The organism is Pantoea sp. PvP021 (assembly GCF_054056055.1).
Genome location: NZ_JBSRXX010000001.1, coordinates 211,575 through 230,265, shown reverse-complemented (window position 1 = coordinate 230,265; position 18,691 = coordinate 211,575). Strand labels below are relative to the sequence as shown.

The window sequence follows — 18,691 nt, the reverse complement described above, 5'->3', positions numbered from 1 at the left end:
GAGCTGAGAGGCCAGACAGCCCGCGATTGCGGGCTGTCTGAGGGCTGATTTAACGGGCAGGATGCGTGTCAGGGCTGTCCTTCCATATTCCAGCGCGCTGATCCCATCACATCGAAAACATGCTGGTCGGTGAAAGCCGGAAATCTGGCGCGTTTTGCCGCCACTTTGAGCGCGTTGCAATAATCTTTATCGCCCCCTTTGATAATAAAATTATCCAGGGTGCCATCAATTTTGAAATCCAGATGGGCATTACAGCGTTTCCCCTTCCAGGCGTGCGGCTCTGATAGTGCAGCATCCAGCGCTTTTTTTATGCCAGATGCCTGCTGACCATAGATATCGTTGTCCCCGACTTTTCCTGAACGGTTATAGCTGCAGGTTTCGAGTGCGCTTTTTTTAATGCATTCGTGTGGAGTGAGAGGCGCACAACCGGCTAACAGGGCACAGCAGAAAATGGGAATGATCTTTTTCATGGATAAGTCCTTTTAGGTGAAAAGGGAACGGCGTCCTGCTCCCTGGTTATTCTGATATCAGGCTAAGCTAAACCCCTGCAAAGTGAATCAACACAGGGTTATTTTCCCGTTTTTTTTCGCCAGAAGAGAGAGAAAGCAATCGCTGTTAATACGCCAATCAGGGGCATCGTGGCCGCGCCCGCCAGAAAGTTGTGCTGGTCGATGCGTTTGTCCCTGCGGATATCCGCGAAGCGTGCGAGTGCCTGTTTTTCATCTGAGGCACGAACTTCCTCGAACTGTTTTTTATAACCCTGCTCTGTCAGATCGAAAGCTCGTGTTACGTCCGATCTTTCAAGTGCAACAGTGTATTTGCCTTTGGTATAGAACCTGTATTCTGACATTCAGCGATCTCACATCCCAGAGGATAGATTTGCACTATATCGGGTATGAATGGGTTTGCAGAACGCTTTTGGAAAATAGTGCGGCACAATACAGGCTCCAGCCTCCCTGCTGAGTTAACCGCATATCCTTTTCCAGCAAACTGCATGCAGTATTGCGGTAATATTTCCCGTGATGACCGTGGCTGTTAACTCTCTTCGGTTATCACTTTAAGCCCCAGATTCTCCCGCAGCGTGGCAAACTCATACTCATCGCGAAACAGTCCGCGACGGCGCAGTTCCGGGATCACCAGCTCCACAAACAGATCCAGCTGTTCCGGCATAATGGCTGGCATGATGTTAAAGCCGTCCGCGCCGCCCTGCTCCAGCCACTGCTGGAAGTCGTCGGCGATATCTTCAGCGGTACCGACAATCACGCGGTGTCCGCGTGAACCGGCGGCGACGGCGGCCAGCTCACGCAGCGTAAGATTCTCGCGCTTTGCCATATCGGTCATCAGCTTAACGCGGCTCTGATTACCTTCGCCCAGCGGAACCTCCGGTACCGGGCCATCCAGTGGATATTGGCTGAGATCCATACTGAACCGCAGTGAGAGCTGACGAAGCCCGTTCTCAATATCCACCAGCGTATTCAGCTTTTTCCACAGCGCCTTCGCCTCCTCACGCGTGCGGCCAATAATCGGCATGACACCGGGCATGATCACGACATGATCCGGGTTACGCCCGGCGGCAATGACCTGCTCCTTTTGAGTGCGATAGAACGCTTGCGCTTCCTCCAGACTGGCGGAGGCGGTAAAGATCACTTCCGCTGTCTCAGCCGCCAGCTTCTGACCATCAGCAGAAGAACCTGCTTCGATAATCACCGGACGTCCCTGTGGCGAACGCGTGATGTTCAGGGGGCCTTGTACCTGAAAATGCTCGCCCTGATGGTTGATCGGTTTGATCTTCTCATCAACAAAATAGTCCCCGGACGCTTTGTCGGGCTGCACTGCCCCCGCTTCCCAGCCCTGCCACAATTTGTCTGCCACCTCAAGGAACTCCCGCGCACGAGCATAGCGGGAAGCGTGGTCGGGCATATCGCTGCGGCTGAAGTTACGTGCAACGTCAGTGGAAAACGAGGTCACGACGTTCCACGCGGCCCGGCCACGGCTGATGTGATCCAGTGACGAGAAACTGCGCGCCAGCGTAAAGGGATCGCTGAAGGTGGTAGAGGCGGTTGCGGCCAGGCCAATACGTCTGGTGTTGACCGCCAGCGCCGCCAGCATCGTCAGCGGTTCAAGGCGTGCCATGGTCGACGGCAGACGATACATGCTGGTTGCCAGTGCATCACCCACAAAGAACAGGTCGAACTTACCCGCTTCGGCTTTTTTAGCCAGCGTGATCAGCCAGTCGATATCAGTGGGATCGCCCAGCTGTTCCGTCAGACGCCAGCCGCTCACGTGCTGACCCACCGGTTGAACAAACAGGCCGAGCCGCAGGCGACGTGATGGAGTGAAATGATTCATGAACGATTCCTGGTCTGTAAGGTGAAAAGGCGCGCCACAGCGCGCGCTTAAAAAAGGGTGTCCGTCGCCAGCAGCGCCTGTTCCAGCGCGCGGGCGGAGACGCTAAACGGCAGCCGTTCTGCGCAGGCGTGGGGGAATTTAATCTGCTGCGCGATGTTGCGCAGCGCGCTATGGCGATCGCCGCGTAACACCGGCAGCTTCAGCGGCATATCGTAGTGACGCAGCAGCGCAAGGAGTTCCGCATCCGCGACGCCGTCATGTTCCATCAGCGACTGCACCAGCAGGCTGAAGCCGACTTTCTCACCGTGCAGCCAGTGATGCAGCTCCGGCAGGTGCGTCAGTCGATTGTGAATGGCGTGCGCAAAGCCCGGCGTCGGCAGCAGGTCGCGCACACTGTTCGCCAGTCCGGCGAGCACGATAGTGGCATCAATGACTCTGACCAGTTCAGGCGTGACCCGCTGCTGCTGGCAGGCCAGGATCGCGGCGTCTCCCTGCTGCCGGAAAGTGTCAAGCGCCTGCCGCGCGGTCATCACCTTAAGATCCAAAGCCAGATCATCAGGGTTGTGCTGCTGGTAAGGCCGGAATTCATAATATTTGGCCAGCGCATCCACAATACCCGCTTTCAGGTAGCGCACGTCGCTCCGGGCGATTACTTCACTGTCCACCAGCACCAGCTCCGGCATTTTCCCCAGCGGCTGGCTGCGCAGATGGCCGCCTTGCTCGTTATAGATGATGGCAATCGGTGACCAGGCCGCGCAGGTTGCCGCCTGGGTCGCAAAGTTAACCAGCGTGACCGTCGGCAACTGGCTGGCAGCGGCTTTAGCCGCATCCAGCACGCGTCCACCCCCAATCGCCAGCAGCAGTTCTGCGCCCTGCTGTTCGGTATGGTGTTTTAAGCTGGCGATGGCCTGTTCTGTACATTCGCCCTCTAAATAGTCGAGCTGCCAGCGGATGCCATTCTCTTCAAGACTCTGGCTTAATTCCGGATTAACCGCCTGCCACGCCTGAGGAGAGGTAAAAATACGAATATGGGTGGCATAGGGTTTAATAAACTGACCGGCGCGGATGCGCAGGCCCGCCTCATGCGCATAGGCTCGCGGAGATGTAATGGCTAACACAGCAGCATCCTGATTATATAAAATAGAAAAAGACTTTTATTACAGTGAGTTAATAGCGTTTCATGGAATTTAATTTCTTTTCTGAATACTACGACAAATAACAATTTAAGCAATCAAAAACCGGCCATTTCATATTCACAAATCCGCATTAGGTTAGTTATTTTTCACACATAGCGACCCGGCTTTTACTGTTAATCTCTCATTCTGGCTGAATGAATTAACTGCCTGCCTGGCAGTTTTCCGGGAAATATTATGCAACTCGATTTTCGTCAGGTCAGAGAAGATGAGGTAGATGTTTATCTGGCGCTGATGCATGCCGCCTATGCACCCGTTAAAGCACTGGGCATTAAATTTGATGCCGCCACGGCTGACCGCGCTACAGCATTACGCCATCTGCAGAATCATGGCGTGTATGCGCTCTACATGCGTGACCAGATGGTTTCATCAGTGACCGTTCGCTATCCCTGGGGGCCGCTGCCCGGCCCGTTTGGGCTGCCGCATATCGGCTGGTTTGGCGCGCATCCCGACTATCCCGGCCACCATTTTGGTCGCCAGGTTCAGGATCGGTTAGAGCAGGAAATCCTGATCGATCAGTTGCATGCCCCTGCGGTCTCGCTGGGCACCGCCACCCATCACCCCTGGCTGAAAGAGATGTATCTGAAACGTGGCTTCCAGCCGATGCATACCCGCGATCTCGGTAAAGGTCACATCACCCTCTATATGAAAAAAGTACTGGACCCGGCGGCACATGATGCCTGGCTGAGCCGCCAGACAGCAGCAGAAGGAAACCCGCTATGAGCAGCGATAATCCCGCATCACTGGGCGAACAGCCGATCGCGTTTCGCCACGAACTACACCGTTTTCCGGAGCGACCGCAATGAACCTGAGCGTAATGCTGGCTGAACATATCCTTTATGGTCAGCCGGATGAGTCAGCGCACCAGCACGCGCGTGAAGGTGTGCGGGACTTCCTGGCGGTGAGCTGGCCGGTGTTACAGGGCGAGGTGCCGGATAGCGGCTTACCGGCACTGCGCACAATCTACCGCGACGGCAGCGTGCGCTCGCAGGCGCTGCTGCTGGGCTATGCCGGACATGCGCTGGACTACGATGATTTTCATGCCGATTTTCGCGGTCACCCCAGCGTAGTGATCCTGCCCGCCCTGCTCGCCTGGCAGCAATATCAGCCAAAGCGCCTGAACAGTTTTCTGGATGCTTACGTCACAGGTGTGGAAATGGCTGGTCGTCTGGGACTGGCTGTCAGCCAGCAACATTACGCGCTGGGCTATCACAACACGGCAACGCTGGGCACCCTGGCAGCGGCGGCGGCACTGGCGCGTTTGCTGGCGCTGGAGAGTGATGCAACCGCGACCCTGCTGGGGATCGCTGCCACCCAGGCCAGCGGGCTACGCGCGCAGTTTGGTTCGGCAGTGAAACCACTGCACGCTGGTTTTGCCGCAGAACGTGCGGTGTCAGCGGCTCTGCTGACACTGGCCGGAATAGATGGCCGTCAGGCGGGTGTGATTGAGGCTTTTCTGGCAGCCAGCAGTTCGGGTCAGGCGCAGCCGGAGAAATTGCTGGAAAACTGGGGCCGCCCCTGGCGGATTAGCGCGCCCGGACTGGAGTTCAAACCTTTCCCAACCTGCGCGGGTACCCACAGCGCAGCGGAAGCGGCACAAATGCTGCGCCAGCAGTGGCTGGCAGCCGGCAAACCTCTTGATGCGCTGCTGAGCCAGATTGTCGATATCACCGTCGCCTTCCCGCCAGGCGGTGACATCGCCGCTTCCATATCCGTTCCGACGCACGGCATTGAAGCGCGTTTCAGCCTGGAATATGTGATTGCTGCGATGCTGATCTACGGCGATCTGCGTTTGCAGGATTTTGCCGAAGGCGATCTCAATCATCAGATTATGCCACTGGCCGCCCGCGTCCGTCGTACTCCCGATAACAGCGCGCCGCCCGATGCGATTAATCCCGCCCTGCGCTTCCATGACGTCACGCTGACGCTGAGTGATAGCACAAAGCTGCATCAGCGCCGCACGCGCCAGCAGTCACTGGCAGAGAGTGTGGATGTAAACAGGAAACTGCAGCTGGCGCTGAAGGCGTCGTCGCCCGATCTGCTGGCAGCCAGTGAGCTGCGTTCAACGGCAGATTTGCAGGCGCTGGGCCGCGCAGTGCTGAGCGCCCTGTAACCGACTCATAACGGGGGAATAAAGGCCTGCACCGGCGTAACTTCCCCGGCAAATTTACGCACCTGTACCACCGTAATCTGCCCGCTACATCCCTGCGCCAGAGATGACGTCCCGATATCCAGCGTCAGCACATTGGGATTACCGTGACGACAAAGCGGACGGGCGGCAGTGGCGTCGACCGGATCGTACCAGGCACCGGTTGGCAGCTGTACCACGCCAGGCATAACCGTGTCGGTGAGACGTGCGCTGGCGAGCACATGGCCCCGATCGTTATAAAGCTCAATGATGTCGCCATCCGCGATAGCCCGGGCTGCCGCATCCTCGCTGTTGAGGCTACAGACTTCACGCCCGCCACGCTTGCCACTCTGACTGAAATCACCAAAATCGAGCTGGCTGTGCAGGCGCGTCGCGGGCTGATTGGCAATCAGCCAGAATGGGTAGTCGGCGCTGGGTTTTTGCTGGGGTTCACGCCATACCGGATGGCCGGGACAGTTGTCATAACCAAAGCTGGCGATAGTGGCGGAGAAGATCTCAATTTTGCCGCCTGCTGTGGGCAGCGGTGCAGCATCAGGGTCTGCGCGAAACGCATTGATCATCCGTCCACCATCCTTCACCTGCGGCAACGCCAGGATGCCCTGCTGCCAGAACTGATTAAAATCCGGTGTCTGCACCTGAAGCGCCGCCAGTTTTTCCTGAAACTGATGGTAAAGATGCTGCAACCAGCCACGCGCATCGCGCCTTTCACTAAACGCTTCTTCCCGGCCAAGTTGCCGGGCCAGCTCACGGAAAATCGTGTAATCGTCCCTGGCTTCGGCGTAAGGCTGTGCCACTGGCTGCATGGCGATTAAATGGCGATCGGTCGGCGCACCGCCGATATCCTCACGCTCCAGGGTCATGGTGGCGGGCAGGACAATATCAGCATGACGCGCACTGGCGGTCCAGACGCTCTCATGCACGATGAACGTATCCAGCTGGCAGAACGCCTGACGCAGCCGGGCCAGATCCTGATGGTGGTGAAACGGATTGCCACCCGCCCAGTAAGCCAGCCGGATATGAGGATAAGTAAGCTGACGGCCATTGTAGTCAAACCTGGTGCCGGGATTGAGCAGCATATCGGCAAGACGGGCTACCGGAATAAAGCGGTCGATGCCATTTTTGCCCTGCGGCAGGGACGGAAAGCTGACCAGATTGTGATGTTTGCCATAATGGCCCAGCGCACCCAGTGCATAGGTATAGCCGCCGCCGGGCAGCCCGGGCTGTCCGAGTGCCGCCGCCAGCACCAGGCCAAGCCACACCGGTTGTTCACCATGCTCGGCGCGTTGTAAGGCATGGGCGACCGTAACCAGTACGCGCTTGCCGTGCAGCTGTCGGGCGAACTGCCTGATCAGGTCGCTGCTGACGCCACAGATCGCGGCCGCCCACGGCGCGTCACGCACCACGCCATCCTCTTCACCCCGGATGTAGGCCACCATCTGAGGCCAGCCGACACAGTAGCGCGCCAGAAATGCCTCATCGGTTAACCCTTCGGTGATTAATACCGCCAGCAGGCCGAGTATAAACGCCGCATCCGTTCCGGGTCGCAGCGCCAGCCACTCACCCTGTGCTTCCTCTGGCAAATCGCTTTTCAGTGGGCTTACCGAGATAAAACGGGTGCCGCGCTGTGCTGTACGCTGCATAAAACCGCGCTCGGTATGCTCACTCAGGCCGCCGCTGGCCACCTGGGCATTTTTCAGCGCCAGCCCGCCAAACGCCAGCACCACCTCGCTGTGACCGGCAATCTCTTCCCAGCTCACGCCACGCCGGGCGACTTCATTCATGTCGCCCACAATATGCGGCAGCAAAACCGATGCCGCGCCGGAGCTGTAGCTGTTAACTGAGCGAACATAGCCGCCCAGCGTGGTGTTCAGGAAACGGTGCACCTGACTTTGGGCGTGATGGAAACGGCCTGCGCTTGACCATCCGTAAGATCCGCCAAAAATCCCCGCCGGGCCGTAAGCCTCACCGACCCGCTTAAGCTCCAGTGCAACCCGATGACTGGCTTCCTCCCAGCTAACCGCGACATATTCATCTGCCCCACGACGCCGATCCGGGCCAGGCCCGTTTTCCAGCCAGCCACGCCGTATCATCGGCCGTGCGACGCGTGCCGGGTGATTAAGTGAATGACGGAAGTTTTGCAACAGCGGACTGGGGTCGGGATCGCCCACGAACGGCTCAATAAGCAGTTGATCGCCGCTGCGCTCAGCGTGAAAAGCGCCCCAGTGGGCGCTGTGCATTACCGGTTTTTGCGTCATCCTGCTTCCTGGTTATCACAAAAGAAACGGTGCTCAGAGCACCGTTGCGATAAAGTTTCTGACGCGTCCGTTGTCCGGATCGTCGAGTACCTGCTGCGTCGGGCCAGCCGCCACAATTTTGCCGCTCTCCATAAAGACGATGTTATCGGCGACCTCGCGGGCAAATCCGATTTCATGGGTGACAACCACCATGGTGATACCGGAATGCGCCAGCTGTTTAATGACCTGCAGCACTTCACCCACCAGTTCCGGGTCAAGCGCCGAGGTCGGTTCATCAAACAACATAACGCCAGGATCCATCGCCAGTGCGCGGGCAATCGCAACGCGCTGCTGCTGACCACCGGAAAGGTTTTGCGGCCACTCATCTTCGCGACCAGACAGCCCCACCTGTTTCAGCAGCGCCAGTGCTTTGCTGGTCGCCTGATGGCGGCTCTGCTTTTTCACCCGCATCGGCGCATCCGTGATGTTCTGCAACACGGTACGGTGCGGGAACAGGTTGAATTGCTGAAACACCATGCCGATTTCCGCCCGCTGGCGTGCAATGGCACTGCTGTTGAGTTCGTGCAGCGCCTGGCCTTTTTGTCGGTATCCCACCATCTGGCCGCCGATACGGATGGTGCCACCATCCAGCTTCTCAAGGTGATTAATGCAGCGCAGCAGCGTGGATTTACCGGAGCCGGATGGCCCCAGAATCACCGTGACCGACCCGGCAGGTATATCCAGGTTAACGTCGTCGAGGATGGTTACGCCAGAGAAGCGCTTAGTGACCTTGCGCAGTGCAATTGCTTCAGCCATTGCTCACACTCCTTTGGGTTTTCGGCAGCGAAAAGCGCGGCAACGACGGCCATAGGCTGCGCTTTTCACGTCGCGTGACACCGCGGCCAAAATAACGCTCCACGTAATACTGGCCCACTGACAGCACTGAGGTCATCAGCAGATACCACAGGGTGGCGACCAGCAGCAGCGGGATCACTTCATAGGTGCGCTGATAGATAATCTGCGCCGAAAACAGCACATCCTGCAGAGAAATCACTGACACCACTGCCGTGGTTTTCAACTGGCCAATGATCTCGTTACCCGCTGGCGGCATAATGGCGCGCATCGCCTGCGGTAAAACGGTATGACGGAAAATCTGAGCCGGGCGATATCCAAGCGCGCGTGCCGCTTCAATCTGCCCATTACCCACGCTCTGGATACCCGCGCGCACAATTTCTGCGGCATAGGCGGACTGATGCATGACCAGCGCGATCACTGCCGCACTAAACGGGCTGACCAGCGCGTTGGACTGTGCACTCCAGATTTCACCTAAACCGGGAATCGACAGCGCTATTCTGGGATAGAGCGCCGCGATGTTGTACCAGAGAAACAGCTGCACCAGCATCGGCACACCACGGAAAAACCAGGTGTAGGCCCAGCTCACCGCAACCAGAACCGGGTTTGATGAGAGACGCATCAGCGCCAGCACCGTGCCGAAGGCAAAGCCCAGCACCACTGAAATGGCGGTGAGCTGCAGCGTCATTAACACCCCCTGCAGAATGGAGGGCGCAGTGAAGTTGTCTGCGATGATCCCCCACTCAAAGCGCGGATTGTTAATCATCGAATGTGCCATCGCCACCACGCACAACAGCACCACCAGCGCACTCAGCCAGCGTCCGTAGTAGCGTTTACTGACGATTTTCAGATCGTCAGTGTGGTTCTGAATCTCACTAATTTAAAAATCTCTTCGTTGCGTCGGGCTTCGGTCACAGCACCAAATCCGATTCCCCAGTTATCGAGGATTTTCCGGTAGCTGCCATCTTTGATTAATGAGTTCAGCGCGGCCTGCACGGCAGGTTCAAGTGGAGAGGCTTTTGGGAAAGCGACAGAGACCGGTGCATCGTTAACGGTGATTTCGCCGCTCATGGTCAGCGGTTTGATTACCTTAACCTGCCACAGCAGCCCCTCATAGGGACCCAGGAACAGCGGTACGCGCCCGCTGACCACCGCCTGCACGCCAGCCGGACGATCCGGGAATATCGCTACCTTGATGGGCTGCTTACCTGCGGCCTCACAGGCTTTACTGGCTTCTTCCAGCCGCGTAACCTGGGTGGTACCGGAACCGGCGCCGACCTCTTTGCCGCAGACGTCACTGAGTGATTTAAACGGGGCGATACTGGCGTCTTTTCGGGAAATAATTCCCAGCAGGCTGGCGTTGTAGTAGCCGACAAAGTCGATCTGTTTCAGGCGGGTCGGTGTGGCATTTATGTTCGACAGCGCCACATCGTAACGTCCGGTTTTCAGACCGGGAATGATGTTGTCGAAGCCGCCCGTGTCGCGCCACTCTACCGCGATACCCAGACGTTCACCCACCGCATTCATGATGTCGATTTCGCGACCGGCCAGCGTCTTATTATCTTCTTTATAAAAGGTAGTTGGCGGCGTATTCGGGTTTGTTCCTGCCACAATGTAGCCACGCTTGAGGATATCCGCAGGAATCAGCGTTTTCAGCGCCGGATCGGCTTTAACATGTATGCTGCTGTCAGCAGGCACTGAGGGTTCTGCCGCAAAGCTGACGGATGCGTTGAGCACGAGTGTGAAAAGGGTCATTCTTTTTATCAATTTCACCGGAACCTTTCTCCTGATATTTAAAATGTTCCCCCAGAGGGAAAAGCGATCGTGACCTGTTGTCAGCGCTGAAAGAAAGCCAGATAAGCGGCGGGCTCCAGAGCTTTTATCATCCTCGTAACGTTCTGTTGTCATTCTCAGTGAAGACCGGCGGCGATCACAAATGCTAAAACCGGGAATATTTTGCTGGAATATGGCAATGGCGCGCGTTGCGAGGCTGTTGAACAGGCGCTGGCATCCTGTGACCGAAGAGATGAGCAGTTTGGTAAGGATTGGCGAGGCGAGAAAACGTCATACTGCGGTGAATTAATTGGCACAGCCAGGCTCTGATGATTAATAAAAATATAATTTCATTGATAAGTATTTATTGAAAAATCATCCCTCTGCGCCTGACCGATTCTTTTATCCGGGACTTATTTGATCAAAATCAATAACTATTTATTCAGGTAATGTAAAGACTGCAGCAGGCACGGAAATCATAATTTTAATCAAAATTATCAATACATTACACGAAGTAAATCAAAGATTAGCAGGCAGATAGTTTCCCTTGAGAATAATGAAAGCCTCATTAATCAGATCATGGAGTAAGCATAAATAATATTAAAGCTTCGTCTGGCGCTGACGATAAGAAGATCATCTTTGAATTATTTCACAGCCTCTTCTCTGCTTCTGATATCTCACTAAAGGTGAACCTTATGGGCCTTGCTCAACGCATCTCCGATATTAAAATTGGGAAAAAACTGGGCGTCGGTTTTATCGTCGTCATTGCTGCCTCCCTCGCCATTACTTTTATCGCTTTCGATTGTTTTCGCAGTATTAAAGACAACTCCGCCCGGCGCACGATTACCGTGGAGATGGTAAACACGTTAAGCAAGGCACGCCTTAACCGCACCCTCTACCAGTACACCAAAGATTCCAAATTTGCCACGCAGAACGTTCAGGCCCTGAAGGAGTTAGATGCCCTTTATAAACGGCTGGATGGATTCAAATGGGATGAGATGGGCCAGCAGAAAGTCGCGCTGATGGGGCAGTTACTTAACGATTATCAGAATCAGCGCCAGACATTCGTGACTGCTGCGCAGGCGACAAGCAGCGCCTTTGATGCCATTAAACCGGGTGCCCTGATTGCGCTTGCGCATCAGTTTGAATCACTCGATATGGCTCTGACACCCGATGCGGCGCTGCCGGTCATGCACCTGGCCGCAGCGCTGTTTGATGCGGCCAATGTTGAAAAAGCGTTTCTCGATAAGCCGTCTGAGGCCAGCAGAGAGGCGATTCTTGAAGAATACACCGCTATCAACACCCTGAGCGAGCAACTGGATATTTTCGCCCAGCCAAATATTAATGACGTAACGCGAAATGTGCTCAGCACTCTGACGCAGCAACGCCAGGCTTTAACGCGCTATGTCGATGCGACAGAGAAAGAAAAGAGCGAATCGGCGGGCCTGACCACCACCGCAGAGCGGCTCAATGCGGTGGTCTCCGATACCTTTGCCTATCAGTCCCAGCTATCCTCTGAATTTATCAAACAGGCGGAGTGGCGCATTGCTTTTGCCGCGCTGATTTGTGTGGTTCTGAGTCTGCTGATTGCCTGGCGGATCACCCGCAACATTACGCTGCCATTGAAAGAGACGCTGAACGCAGCGCAACTTATTGCCGCGGGTGATTTAACAACCTCACTGAAAACCACACGTGGTGATGAGTTAGGTCAGCTGATGCAGGCGGTAGATGCAATGAATATCAGCCTGCAGAACATCATCACCAACGTGCGTGATGGCGTCAGCAGCGTGGCGCGTGCCTCGGCGGAAATCGCGGCAGGTAATACCGATCTTTCATCCCGCACAGAACAGCAGTCTGCCGCAGTGGTTCAGACCGCGGCCAGCATGGAAGAGCTCTCTTCAACGGTGAAACAGAATGCGGAGAACGCTCACCATGCGAGTCAGCTGGCGACAGACGCGTCAGTGAATGCCGGACGTGGTGGCGAGATTATCCGTGACGTTATCGAAACCATGAACAACATCAGCCAGAGTTCGGGCAAAATCGGCGAGATCATTCATGTCATCAACAGCATCTCCTTCCAGACCAATATCCTGGCCCTTAACGCCGCCGTCGAAGCGGCACGAGCCGGAGAGCAGGGTCGCGGATTTGCGGTGGTTGCCGGTGAAGTCAGAAATCTGGCCCAGCGCAGTTCACTGGCCGCCAAAGAGATTGAAACGCTGATACGCGAGTCACTTGATCGGGTTCATGATGGTTCTGAATTTGTGGAACGCGCCGGTACCACCATGGATGACATCGTCCGCTCTGTCAGTCAGGTTAAAGATATTATGGGTGAAATTGCTGCCGCCTCTGACGAGCAAAACCGCGGCATTTCTCAGATCGCCACGGCAATGGCCGAGATGGATACCACGACGCAACAGAACGCCGCGCTGGTTGAAGAGTCCTCCGCCGCAGCCAGCTCACTTGAATCTCAGGCAGATGAACTGGAAAAAACAGTAGCCGTATTCCGTCTCTCTCCCGGGCAGAGCAGTAGCAGCCGGGGCGCACCTGCCCTGTCACCGCGTTTAGTACCCGCTGCGCCCGTTAATGCATCCGCAGACTCGAGCTGGGAAAGCTTTTAACGGTTAGCGAAGCGTTAATTCTGTCTGACCGTAAATAGAGCCAGCCTTAATTATTGAGGCTGGCTGAAATAACAGCCCTCTTCAGACAAATAAGTGATCTGATTAATCAGAAGATAATAAGCCGTAGCGGTTAACGCGGGAATGATATGGTCAGGCGAGCATCCGGAAACTGAGGGAAGGTCATATTATCGGCCACGACAGCTGAAACAAGCTGGCTCGTGCCTGATGATTCCGGTTTATATCCCGGCTGGCTTTGAAATGAGGATAGAAAAGAATCGCGATCGGCCTGTACAGAAGCGATGGAGAGAGTTGTCGTCCCTGACAGCTTCTCCGGCCGGTCTACGCTTTCGCGCAACCGATGAGGTCGTCCGCTTCGTCGTTTTCCGGCCGGAGCCGGACTACGTCCATTGGCATCAGTTCCGTTACTGCTAGTTCAGCTCTTCGTTCAGGCTTGCAAGCGTCTGCAGGTACGGCACCTGCTGTTGAGCAATCGCCGGTGACTCAAAACTACTCAGCCAGCTTCTGGCTTCGGCGATTTTCGTCAGCCGATCCGCGTTGCTTTCAGATTTCGCCATATAACCCAGTTGGGTAAAGAGTGTTGCGATACTGATTTCTTTTTCACCCAGGGCAAGGCTTAGTGCCGCTTCGCCAATAATGACGTGGCCTTTCTCGTCGTTTTGAAATAACACAGAAAATCCTCCATTAGATACGAATTGATGACAACCTCACCAGAGACTGTAGTCGTAAAAGAGAGAACTGCCCGAATTTATCACTAAAAATCGCGCAACTTGCTGAACAAATGTTCTTAATGTTTTTTTTCCGGATTGTTCTGTTTGTCTCTGCCGCCCTTCCTGTCAGACTTGCTTTTAAATTCACGATGGGATGTCACCATGAAACTTTCCATTCTCCTTACGCTGCTGGCTGCAACGGTCTGCTCCGTTTTTGCTGCCCATGGCAAATTTGAAACGCAGCAGGCTGGCCAGTCACTCTTCACGCAAAGCGGGGAAACGATCAGCGAAGAATAATGGCTGCGCGCGGCATCGTCAGTGACCGGCCGATCGGTTATGATCCGTTGCCATTTACCTGCCGGTTGCCCGATGTCTGCCATTATCGATACGTTTATCGCCCCGCCCTGCTTTGATGAGATAACCCTCCTCTTTCAGGACGACCATCTGCTGGTGATCAATAAACCCAGCGGTTTGCTGAGCCTGTCAGGCAAAAATCCGCAAAACCTCGATTCGGTGCATCATCGGCTGGTGAAGCTTTTTCCTGGCTGCACGCTGGTTCATCGGCTCGATTTTGGCACCTCCGGGCTGATGGCCGTCGCACGCAGCAAAACGATTAATGCGGCACTCTGCCAGCAATTCAGCCAGCGCAGCGTGCGTAAAACTTATCAGTCGCTGCTGTGCGGGCACCTTGCCGATGACGAAGGCGTTATTGATGCCGCGATAGCGAAAGATCCGGCGCAGTTTCCCCGGATGGTGATTTGCCCGATCCAGGGGAAACCTGCGCGCTCACGCTACCGGGTCATGGAACGCGGTTATTATCAGGAAAAAAAGGGAAAGGGATTGCCGGTCACGCGGGTTGAACTGATGCCGGAAACCGGGCGCACCCATCAGCTGCGCATTCACTGTCAGCAACTGGGGCACCCGATTCTGGGCTGTGATCTCTACGGCGGGCTTTTGCTGCCTGGCGCAGATCAGGCAGAGAGACTGATGTTGCACGCCAGCGCACTGACGTTTGTTCACCCTGTCAGCGGCAGCACGCTGCAACTCTCTGCCGACAGCCCGTTCTGAATGCGTCAGCGCGCTGTTACCACATCAAATCATCGGGCACTTTGAAATCAGCATAAGGATCATCTTCGTCCTGTGCTTCTTCGCTTAATGCACTGTTTAATACGATGGCACTGGCATCACGCTGCGCAATTTTATCCGCTACGCTGGCCGGGATGATAGCGTACTGGCTCTCGCCATTATTGTCAGCCGCCAGGCGGGCAATGGCGAGACGCCCATTGATCAGCTGAGTCTGCGTCAGTTTATCCACCATAATCTTTTTGATCAGGTTATTGTCGGTGAAGTTGAAGCTGATGTTGCCTCTTGCCACGTCAATTTTGTTCATTTCGATCAGCTGTTTGACCTGCGCTTTGTACTCTTTAGACAGCACAGCCAGCTTCTGCTGTTCGTTCAGCTGCTTATCCCGCTCAAGCTGCGCTTTTTTGTTATCTTCCACCGCCGCTCTGGCTTCGCGTGCCTGAACTCTGGATTTCTTCGCTGTCCGCTGAACCTTGTCCATTTTTTTGCTGGATACTAATCCCGCTTTCAGCATCTGCTCTTGCAAGGTGAGTTTTGTCATTGTCGTCTCTGAACCTGTGAAATAATGTCCGGGATTATACCTGTAATCGTCCGGGCTGTACCAGGTTGCCGCACCTGCCGCGCCCGCGATTGCGGGCAGCCTCTCAACACTGTGCTAACATTCCCCGGTCAAAATCACCTTATTGAGCACCATGTCAGAGCTAACAAAACGTAAAAATGACCCTGAAGGGCTGAAAAAACGCATCATCGCAGGCGCACTGAAAACCTTCGCGGAGTTTGGTATGCAGGGTGCCAGGATGGAGCAGATTGCTGAGCATGCGCAAACCACTAAACGCATGGTGGTCTATCACTTTGGCAGTAAAGAGCAGCTTTATATCCACGTGCTGGAGCAGGTTTATCAGCAGATACGTCAGCACGAAACCGGCCTGAACCTGGCGGCGATGGAGCCGGAACTGGCCATGACCCGCCTTGTGGAAGCCAGTTTTGATTACCATGTCGAGCATCCCGATTTTATCCGGCTGGTCTGCAGTGAGAACCTGTTGCGCGGGCGCTACATCACCCAGTCGCCGCAGATTAAAGCCCTTAACCGCAGCGCGCTGGATCTGCTGGATGACATCCTGGCACGCGGTCAGCAACAGGGCGTGTTCACTGCCGATGTGCAGACCATCGATGTCCATCGCCTGATCAGCAGTATCTGCGTTCATCACGTCTCAAACCGCTACACCTTCAACGCCCTTTTCAGCCCGGACAACAGCGAAGCAGAGAGTATCCGCCGCAATCGTCAGCTGGCTGTAACCGCAACGTTACGCTATATCCGCAAATAATTGCCCGCAGGCCGGGCTGCGCTTAGCCATAGTCTACGCTTACTGATACTTGTCACTAAAATGCAATAATAAGGAATGCTGTTGTGAGCAGAGATGCACGCCTCTATCCGCTTCGTCAGACCCATGTTGAACCCGATGATGATGCGCTGTGGAACTGGGCGCAGAACGCGCAAATCGGCAGCCGTCACCAGGTTCAGCGTCCCGCCAGTGAAGCGGAATTACAGAGACTTATCCGGGAGTCACACGGCCAGATTCGGGTGATCGGCAGCAAGCTGTCGCCTGGTCGTATGCTGCATGTCAGTGATGACGATGTGCTGCTCGATCTCAGCGCACTGAGCGGCCAGCTTGCCAGTGATGAACAGAGCGTGACCTTTGGTGGCGCGACCCCGCTTGAGCAGGTCTATCGCAGCCTGACCGAAATGAACCGCATGCTGGCTTCATCGCCAGGCGTGATTGCCATTCAGACGCTGGCGGGCGCGATGGCGACCGGAACGCACGGCCAGGGATTGCAGCAGAGTTCGATTGCCGACGAAGCGCTGGCAATCAGAATGGTGCTGGCCGATGGCAGCGTGCGCGAATTTGTTCGTGGCGACGCTGACTTCCCGGCAGCGCAGGTCTCACTGGGCGCACTAGGCATTGTTACCGCGGTAACCCTGCGTACCCAGCCGTTTAGCATCTTCACCTGCCACAAATATGCCGTCTCTGCCGATACCCTTGAAGAGGATCTGCTGCGCTGGAACAACGACTATCCGCTGAGCAAAGCCTGGTGGTTTGTCGATGACAACCTGATGCACGTCTGGAACGCCCATGAGGCGAGTGACGAAGAGCGTCAGCGCTACGAAGCGCAGGGTCGTCAGGTGGTGGAACATGAGGGCGACGTTGACGAAAGCCTCAACGACACTATCGACCAGACGCTGGCACATATGCACCGCGATACGCAGATTGAGGGCAAAGGGGGAAAACAGTTTCGCACCGTCACCCGTTTTCGTGATTTCACCGATGTTACCGGTGACATTTACCAGCTCTTCTGCCGCGGCATTGCGGTGCCGCAGATCAATGTGGAAATCGGCGTGCCGCTGGCAAAAACCCCGGCCATCATTCGCCGCATCAAGCAGTGGTATGCCGAGAACCGTCCGCATATGCACTACCCGATTATCCTGCGCTGCACCGGTGCATCATCGGCCTGGCTCAGTCCGGCCGCTGACCAGCCAACCTGCTTTTTCGGCTTCGTGGTCTATTACGCCGACGATGGTTCGCTGTCACAGGAAGGACTGCACTTCCTGACTGAAGTGGAAAAACTGCTGGCCGAAGAGGGCGGACGCCCGCACTGGGGCAAATATTACGATGAAGAACGTTACAACTGGCGTGAGATCTATCCGCAGTGGGACGCCTTCCGCGCCCTGCGCAGCCAGCTCGACCCAAATGGCCGACTGGGTAACGACTACATCACGCCACTTTTTGACTGATTGAGGAAAGCTATGTTTGCCTGGGTAACGCTGTTAACTCAACCCGATTATCTGGTGGGCGTGAAAGCGCTGCACCGTTCGCTGCAACAGAGCCAGAGCCAGTGGCCGCTGGTGGTGATGACCACGCCGGCGATTTCAGCGTCTGACTGTCAGATTTTGCAGGATGAGGGCTGTGTCATTAAACCGGTCGAGCCCCTCTATCCGCGCGACGATCTGGATCAGCACTACGCATCGGCGCAGTTCGGCGAAGTCTGGACCAAGCTGCGCGCCTGGCAGCTAACCGATTATGAGCGCGTCGTATTTCTGGATGCCGATATGCTGGTCCTTCAAAACATGGATGAGCTTTTTACCCTGGATCTGGGCGATAACCCGCTCGCCGCCTGTCACGCCTGCCGCTGTAATCCCAACCAGATTGCCTCTTTTCCGGCAGAGTGGCAGCCTGAGCAGTGCCACTATACCTGGCAGGCGCGCGGAGAGAAGGCGCCAGAGAGTGTGGATCTTTACCTGAACGGCGGTTTTCTGGTGCTGAAGCCCGATAATGCGATGTTCGACGCACTGGAAAAGCGTATTGCCGCCATTGATGATCTCAGTAACTATCCCTTCTCCGAGCAGGATCTGCTGAATGAAGTGTTTGCCGATCGCTGGAAGCCGCTCTCTTACATCTACAATGCCTTGAAAACGCTGCCGTTTCAGCATAGCGGTCTCTGGCACGATGATGAGGTGAAGAACCTGCACTATATTCTGGCAAAACCGTGGAAACGCGATCTCAGCCAGCCCGAGAGTCAGCGCGATCGCTTTTATGCGCTGGATAAATTGTGGTGGGAAAAAAGCGGTCTGATCTGATCGGCTGCGGGCGGGAAGCCAACGTTTCCCGCCCTGCCCGCCAGTGTTAATCAACACATCGGCAATACCCTCTATCCC

At 55.5% G+C, this 18,691-nt stretch carries 18 protein-coding genes; 7 read left to right on the top strand and 11 right to left on the bottom strand.

Features of this window, described 5'->3' with window-relative positions:
• Nucleotides 1–68: 68 nt before the first annotated feature.
• The 4 genes from ACVKSX_RS00910 to ACVKSX_RS00895 form a co-directional block, all read right to left on the bottom strand.
• Nucleotides 69–470 carry a cell envelope integrity TolA C-terminal domain-containing protein gene (locus ACVKSX_RS00910; protein WP_010247930.1) on the bottom strand — a complete coding sequence of 134 codons (402 nt, stop codon included), beginning with the start codon at nt 468–470 and terminating at the stop codon, nt 69–71.
• A gap of 98 nt (nt 471–568) precedes the next feature.
• A complete protein-coding gene (locus ACVKSX_RS00905) occupies nt 569–850 on the bottom strand; it encodes a hypothetical protein (RefSeq protein WP_010247933.1) in 282 nt (93 codons plus the stop codon).
• Between the two features lie 185 nt (nt 851–1,035).
• Nucleotides 1,036–2,349, bottom strand: coding sequence for an LLM class flavin-dependent oxidoreductase (locus ACVKSX_RS00900; protein WP_022624972.1), 1,314 nt, complete (start codon nt 2,347–2,349; stop codon nt 1,036–1,038).
• Nucleotides 2,350–2,396: 47 nt separating this feature from the next.
• Nucleotides 2,397–3,467, bottom strand: a complete 1,071-nt coding sequence (locus tag ACVKSX_RS00895; protein WP_354438205.1) for an iron-containing alcohol dehydrogenase family protein — start codon at nt 3,465–3,467, stop codon at nt 2,397–2,399.
• Nucleotides 3,468–3,719: 252 nt separating this feature from the next.
• Between ACVKSX_RS00895 and ACVKSX_RS00890 the strand changes: the two genes are divergently transcribed.
• Together ACVKSX_RS00890 and ACVKSX_RS00885 are read left to right on the top strand one after the other, a co-directional pair.
• On the top strand, nt 3,720–4,265 hold the full coding sequence (locus tag ACVKSX_RS00890; protein WP_033758314.1) for an N-acetyltransferase: 546 nt from the start codon (nt 3,720–3,722) through the stop codon (nt 4,263–4,265).
• Nucleotides 4,266–4,344: 79 nt separating this feature from the next.
• Complete coding sequence (locus ACVKSX_RS00885; RefSeq protein WP_354438204.1) at nt 4,345–5,655, top strand: MmgE/PrpD family protein; 1,311 nt, start codon at nt 4,345–4,347, stop codon at nt 5,653–5,655.
• 5 nt (nt 5,656–5,660) lie between these two features.
• Here the strand turns inward: ACVKSX_RS00885 and ACVKSX_RS00880 are convergent, their stop codons facing one another.
• From ACVKSX_RS00880 to ACVKSX_RS00865, 4 genes are read right to left on the bottom strand one after another with little or no spacing between them, the layout of a single operon-like run.
• A complete protein-coding gene (locus tag ACVKSX_RS00880) occupies nt 5,661–7,946 on the bottom strand; it encodes a molybdopterin-dependent oxidoreductase (protein ID WP_354438202.1) in 2,286 nt (761 codons plus the stop codon).
• Nucleotides 7,947–7,979: 33 nt separating this feature from the next.
• The gene (locus ACVKSX_RS00875) at nt 7,980–8,741 is read right to left on the bottom strand and encodes an amino acid ABC transporter ATP-binding protein (RefSeq protein ID WP_022624977.1); all 762 of its coding nucleotides are present in this window, start codon (nt 8,739–8,741) and stop codon (nt 7,980–7,982) included.
• Nucleotides 8,734–9,657: an amino acid ABC transporter permease gene (locus ACVKSX_RS00870; RefSeq protein ID WP_033767719.1), complete on the bottom strand. Its 924-nt coding sequence runs from the start codon at nt 9,655–9,657 to the stop codon at nt 8,734–8,736. The genes ACVKSX_RS00875 and ACVKSX_RS00870 overlap by 8 nt, the downstream gene beginning before the upstream one ends.
• A complete protein-coding gene (locus ACVKSX_RS00865) occupies nt 9,624–10,532 on the bottom strand; it encodes an ABC transporter substrate-binding protein (protein ID WP_354438201.1) in 909 nt (302 codons plus the stop codon). Before ACVKSX_RS00865 ends, ACVKSX_RS00870 begins: the two co-directional genes overlap by 34 nt.
• 713 nt (nt 10,533–11,245) lie before the next feature.
• Between ACVKSX_RS00865 and ACVKSX_RS00860 the strand changes: the two genes are divergently transcribed.
• Entirely contained in the window at nt 11,246–13,168 is a 1,923-nt protein-coding gene (locus tag ACVKSX_RS00860; RefSeq protein ID WP_354438200.1) for a methyl-accepting chemotaxis protein, read from the top strand.
• Between the two features lie 428 nt (nt 13,169–13,596).
• Here ACVKSX_RS00860 and ACVKSX_RS00855 read toward each other — a convergent pair whose 3' ends face one another.
• Together ACVKSX_RS00855 and ACVKSX_RS00850 are read right to left on the bottom strand one after the other, a co-directional pair.
• Nucleotides 13,597–13,857 (bottom strand): hypothetical protein, encoded by a 261-nt coding sequence (locus tag ACVKSX_RS00855; protein WP_010247965.1) that lies wholly within the window; start codon nt 13,855–13,857, stop codon nt 13,597–13,599.
• A gap of 116 nt (nt 13,858–13,973) precedes the next feature.
• Nucleotides 13,974–14,276, bottom strand: coding sequence for a hypothetical protein (locus tag ACVKSX_RS00850; RefSeq protein WP_155740577.1), 303 nt, complete (start codon nt 14,274–14,276; stop codon nt 13,974–13,976).
• Here ACVKSX_RS00850 and ACVKSX_RS00845 point away from each other — a divergent pair.
• Nucleotides 14,266–14,964: an RluA family pseudouridine synthase gene (locus tag ACVKSX_RS00845; protein WP_354438199.1), complete on the top strand. Its 699-nt coding sequence runs from the start codon at nt 14,266–14,268 to the stop codon at nt 14,962–14,964. The two genes, ACVKSX_RS00850 and ACVKSX_RS00845, sit on opposite strands and share 11 nt — an antisense overlap.
• Nucleotides 14,965–14,980: 16 nt before the next feature.
• Here the strand turns inward: ACVKSX_RS00845 and ACVKSX_RS00840 are convergent, their stop codons facing one another.
• Nucleotides 14,981–15,520, bottom strand: a complete 540-nt coding sequence (locus ACVKSX_RS00840; RefSeq protein ID WP_010247968.1) for a DUF2058 domain-containing protein — start codon at nt 15,518–15,520, stop codon at nt 14,981–14,983.
• 151 nt (nt 15,521–15,671) lie between these two features.
• Here ACVKSX_RS00840 and ACVKSX_RS00835 point away from each other — a divergent pair, with 151 nt between their 5' ends.
• The 3 genes from ACVKSX_RS00835 to ACVKSX_RS00825 all read left to right on the top strand — a co-directional run bounded on the left by ACVKSX_RS00835 (nt 15,672) and on the right by ACVKSX_RS00825 (nt 18,613).
• On the top strand, nt 15,672–16,304 hold the full coding sequence (locus ACVKSX_RS00835; protein WP_010670932.1) for a TetR family transcriptional regulator: 633 nt from the start codon (nt 15,672–15,674) through the stop codon (nt 16,302–16,304).
• Between the two features lie 83 nt (nt 16,305–16,387).
• Entirely contained in the window at nt 16,388–17,770 is a 1,383-nt protein-coding gene (locus ACVKSX_RS00830; protein WP_132500078.1) for a D-arabinono-1,4-lactone oxidase, read from the top strand.
• Nucleotides 17,771–17,782: 12 nt separating this feature from the next.
• Nucleotides 17,783–18,613, top strand: a complete 831-nt coding sequence (locus ACVKSX_RS00825; RefSeq protein WP_354438198.1) for a glycosyltransferase family 8 protein — start codon at nt 17,783–17,785, stop codon at nt 18,611–18,613.
• The last annotated feature ends 78 nt before the right edge of the window (nt 18,614–18,691 follow it).

Coding starts and splice junctions, on each gene's coding strand:
- ACVKSX_RS00825 (WP_354438198.1), top strand. CDS start 17,783: ATGTTTGCCTGGGTAACGCTGTTAACTCAACCCGATTATCTGGTGGGC.
- ACVKSX_RS00905 (WP_010247933.1), bottom strand. CDS start 850: ATGTCAGAATACAGGTTCTATACCAAAGGCAAATACACTGTTGCACTT.
- ACVKSX_RS00880 (WP_354438202.1), bottom strand. CDS start 7,946: ATGACGCAAAAACCGGTAATGCACAGCGCCCACTGGGGCGCTTTTCAC.
- ACVKSX_RS00875 (WP_022624977.1), bottom strand. CDS start 8,741: ATGGCTGAAGCAATTGCACTGCGCAAGGTCACTAAGCGCTTCTCTGGC.
- ACVKSX_RS00885 (WP_354438204.1), top strand. CDS start 4,345: ATGAACCTGAGCGTAATGCTGGCTGAACATATCCTTTATGGTCAGCCG.
- ACVKSX_RS00840 (WP_010247968.1), bottom strand. CDS start 15,520: ATGACAAAACTCACCTTGCAAGAGCAGATGCTGAAAGCGGGATTAGTA.
- ACVKSX_RS00860 (WP_354438200.1), top strand. CDS start 11,246: ATGGGCCTTGCTCAACGCATCTCCGATATTAAAATTGGGAAAAAACTG.
- ACVKSX_RS00835 (WP_010670932.1), top strand. CDS start 15,672: ATGTCAGAGCTAACAAAACGTAAAAATGACCCTGAAGGGCTGAAAAAA.
- ACVKSX_RS00910 (WP_010247930.1), bottom strand. CDS start 470: ATGAAAAAGATCATTCCCATTTTCTGCTGTGCCCTGTTAGCCGGTTGT.
- ACVKSX_RS00900 (WP_022624972.1), bottom strand. CDS start 2,349: ATGAATCATTTCACTCCATCACGTCGCCTGCGGCTCGGCCTGTTTGTT.
- ACVKSX_RS00890 (WP_033758314.1), top strand. CDS start 3,720: ATGCAACTCGATTTTCGTCAGGTCAGAGAAGATGAGGTAGATGTTTAT.
- ACVKSX_RS00850 (WP_155740577.1), bottom strand. CDS start 14,276: ATGGCAGACATCGGGCAACCGGCAGGTAAATGGCAACGGATCATAACC.
- ACVKSX_RS00845 (WP_354438199.1), top strand. CDS start 14,266: ATGTCTGCCATTATCGATACGTTTATCGCCCCGCCCTGCTTTGATGAG.
- ACVKSX_RS00865 (WP_354438201.1), bottom strand. CDS start 10,532: ATGACCCTTTTCACACTCGTGCTCAACGCATCCGTCAGCTTTGCGGCA.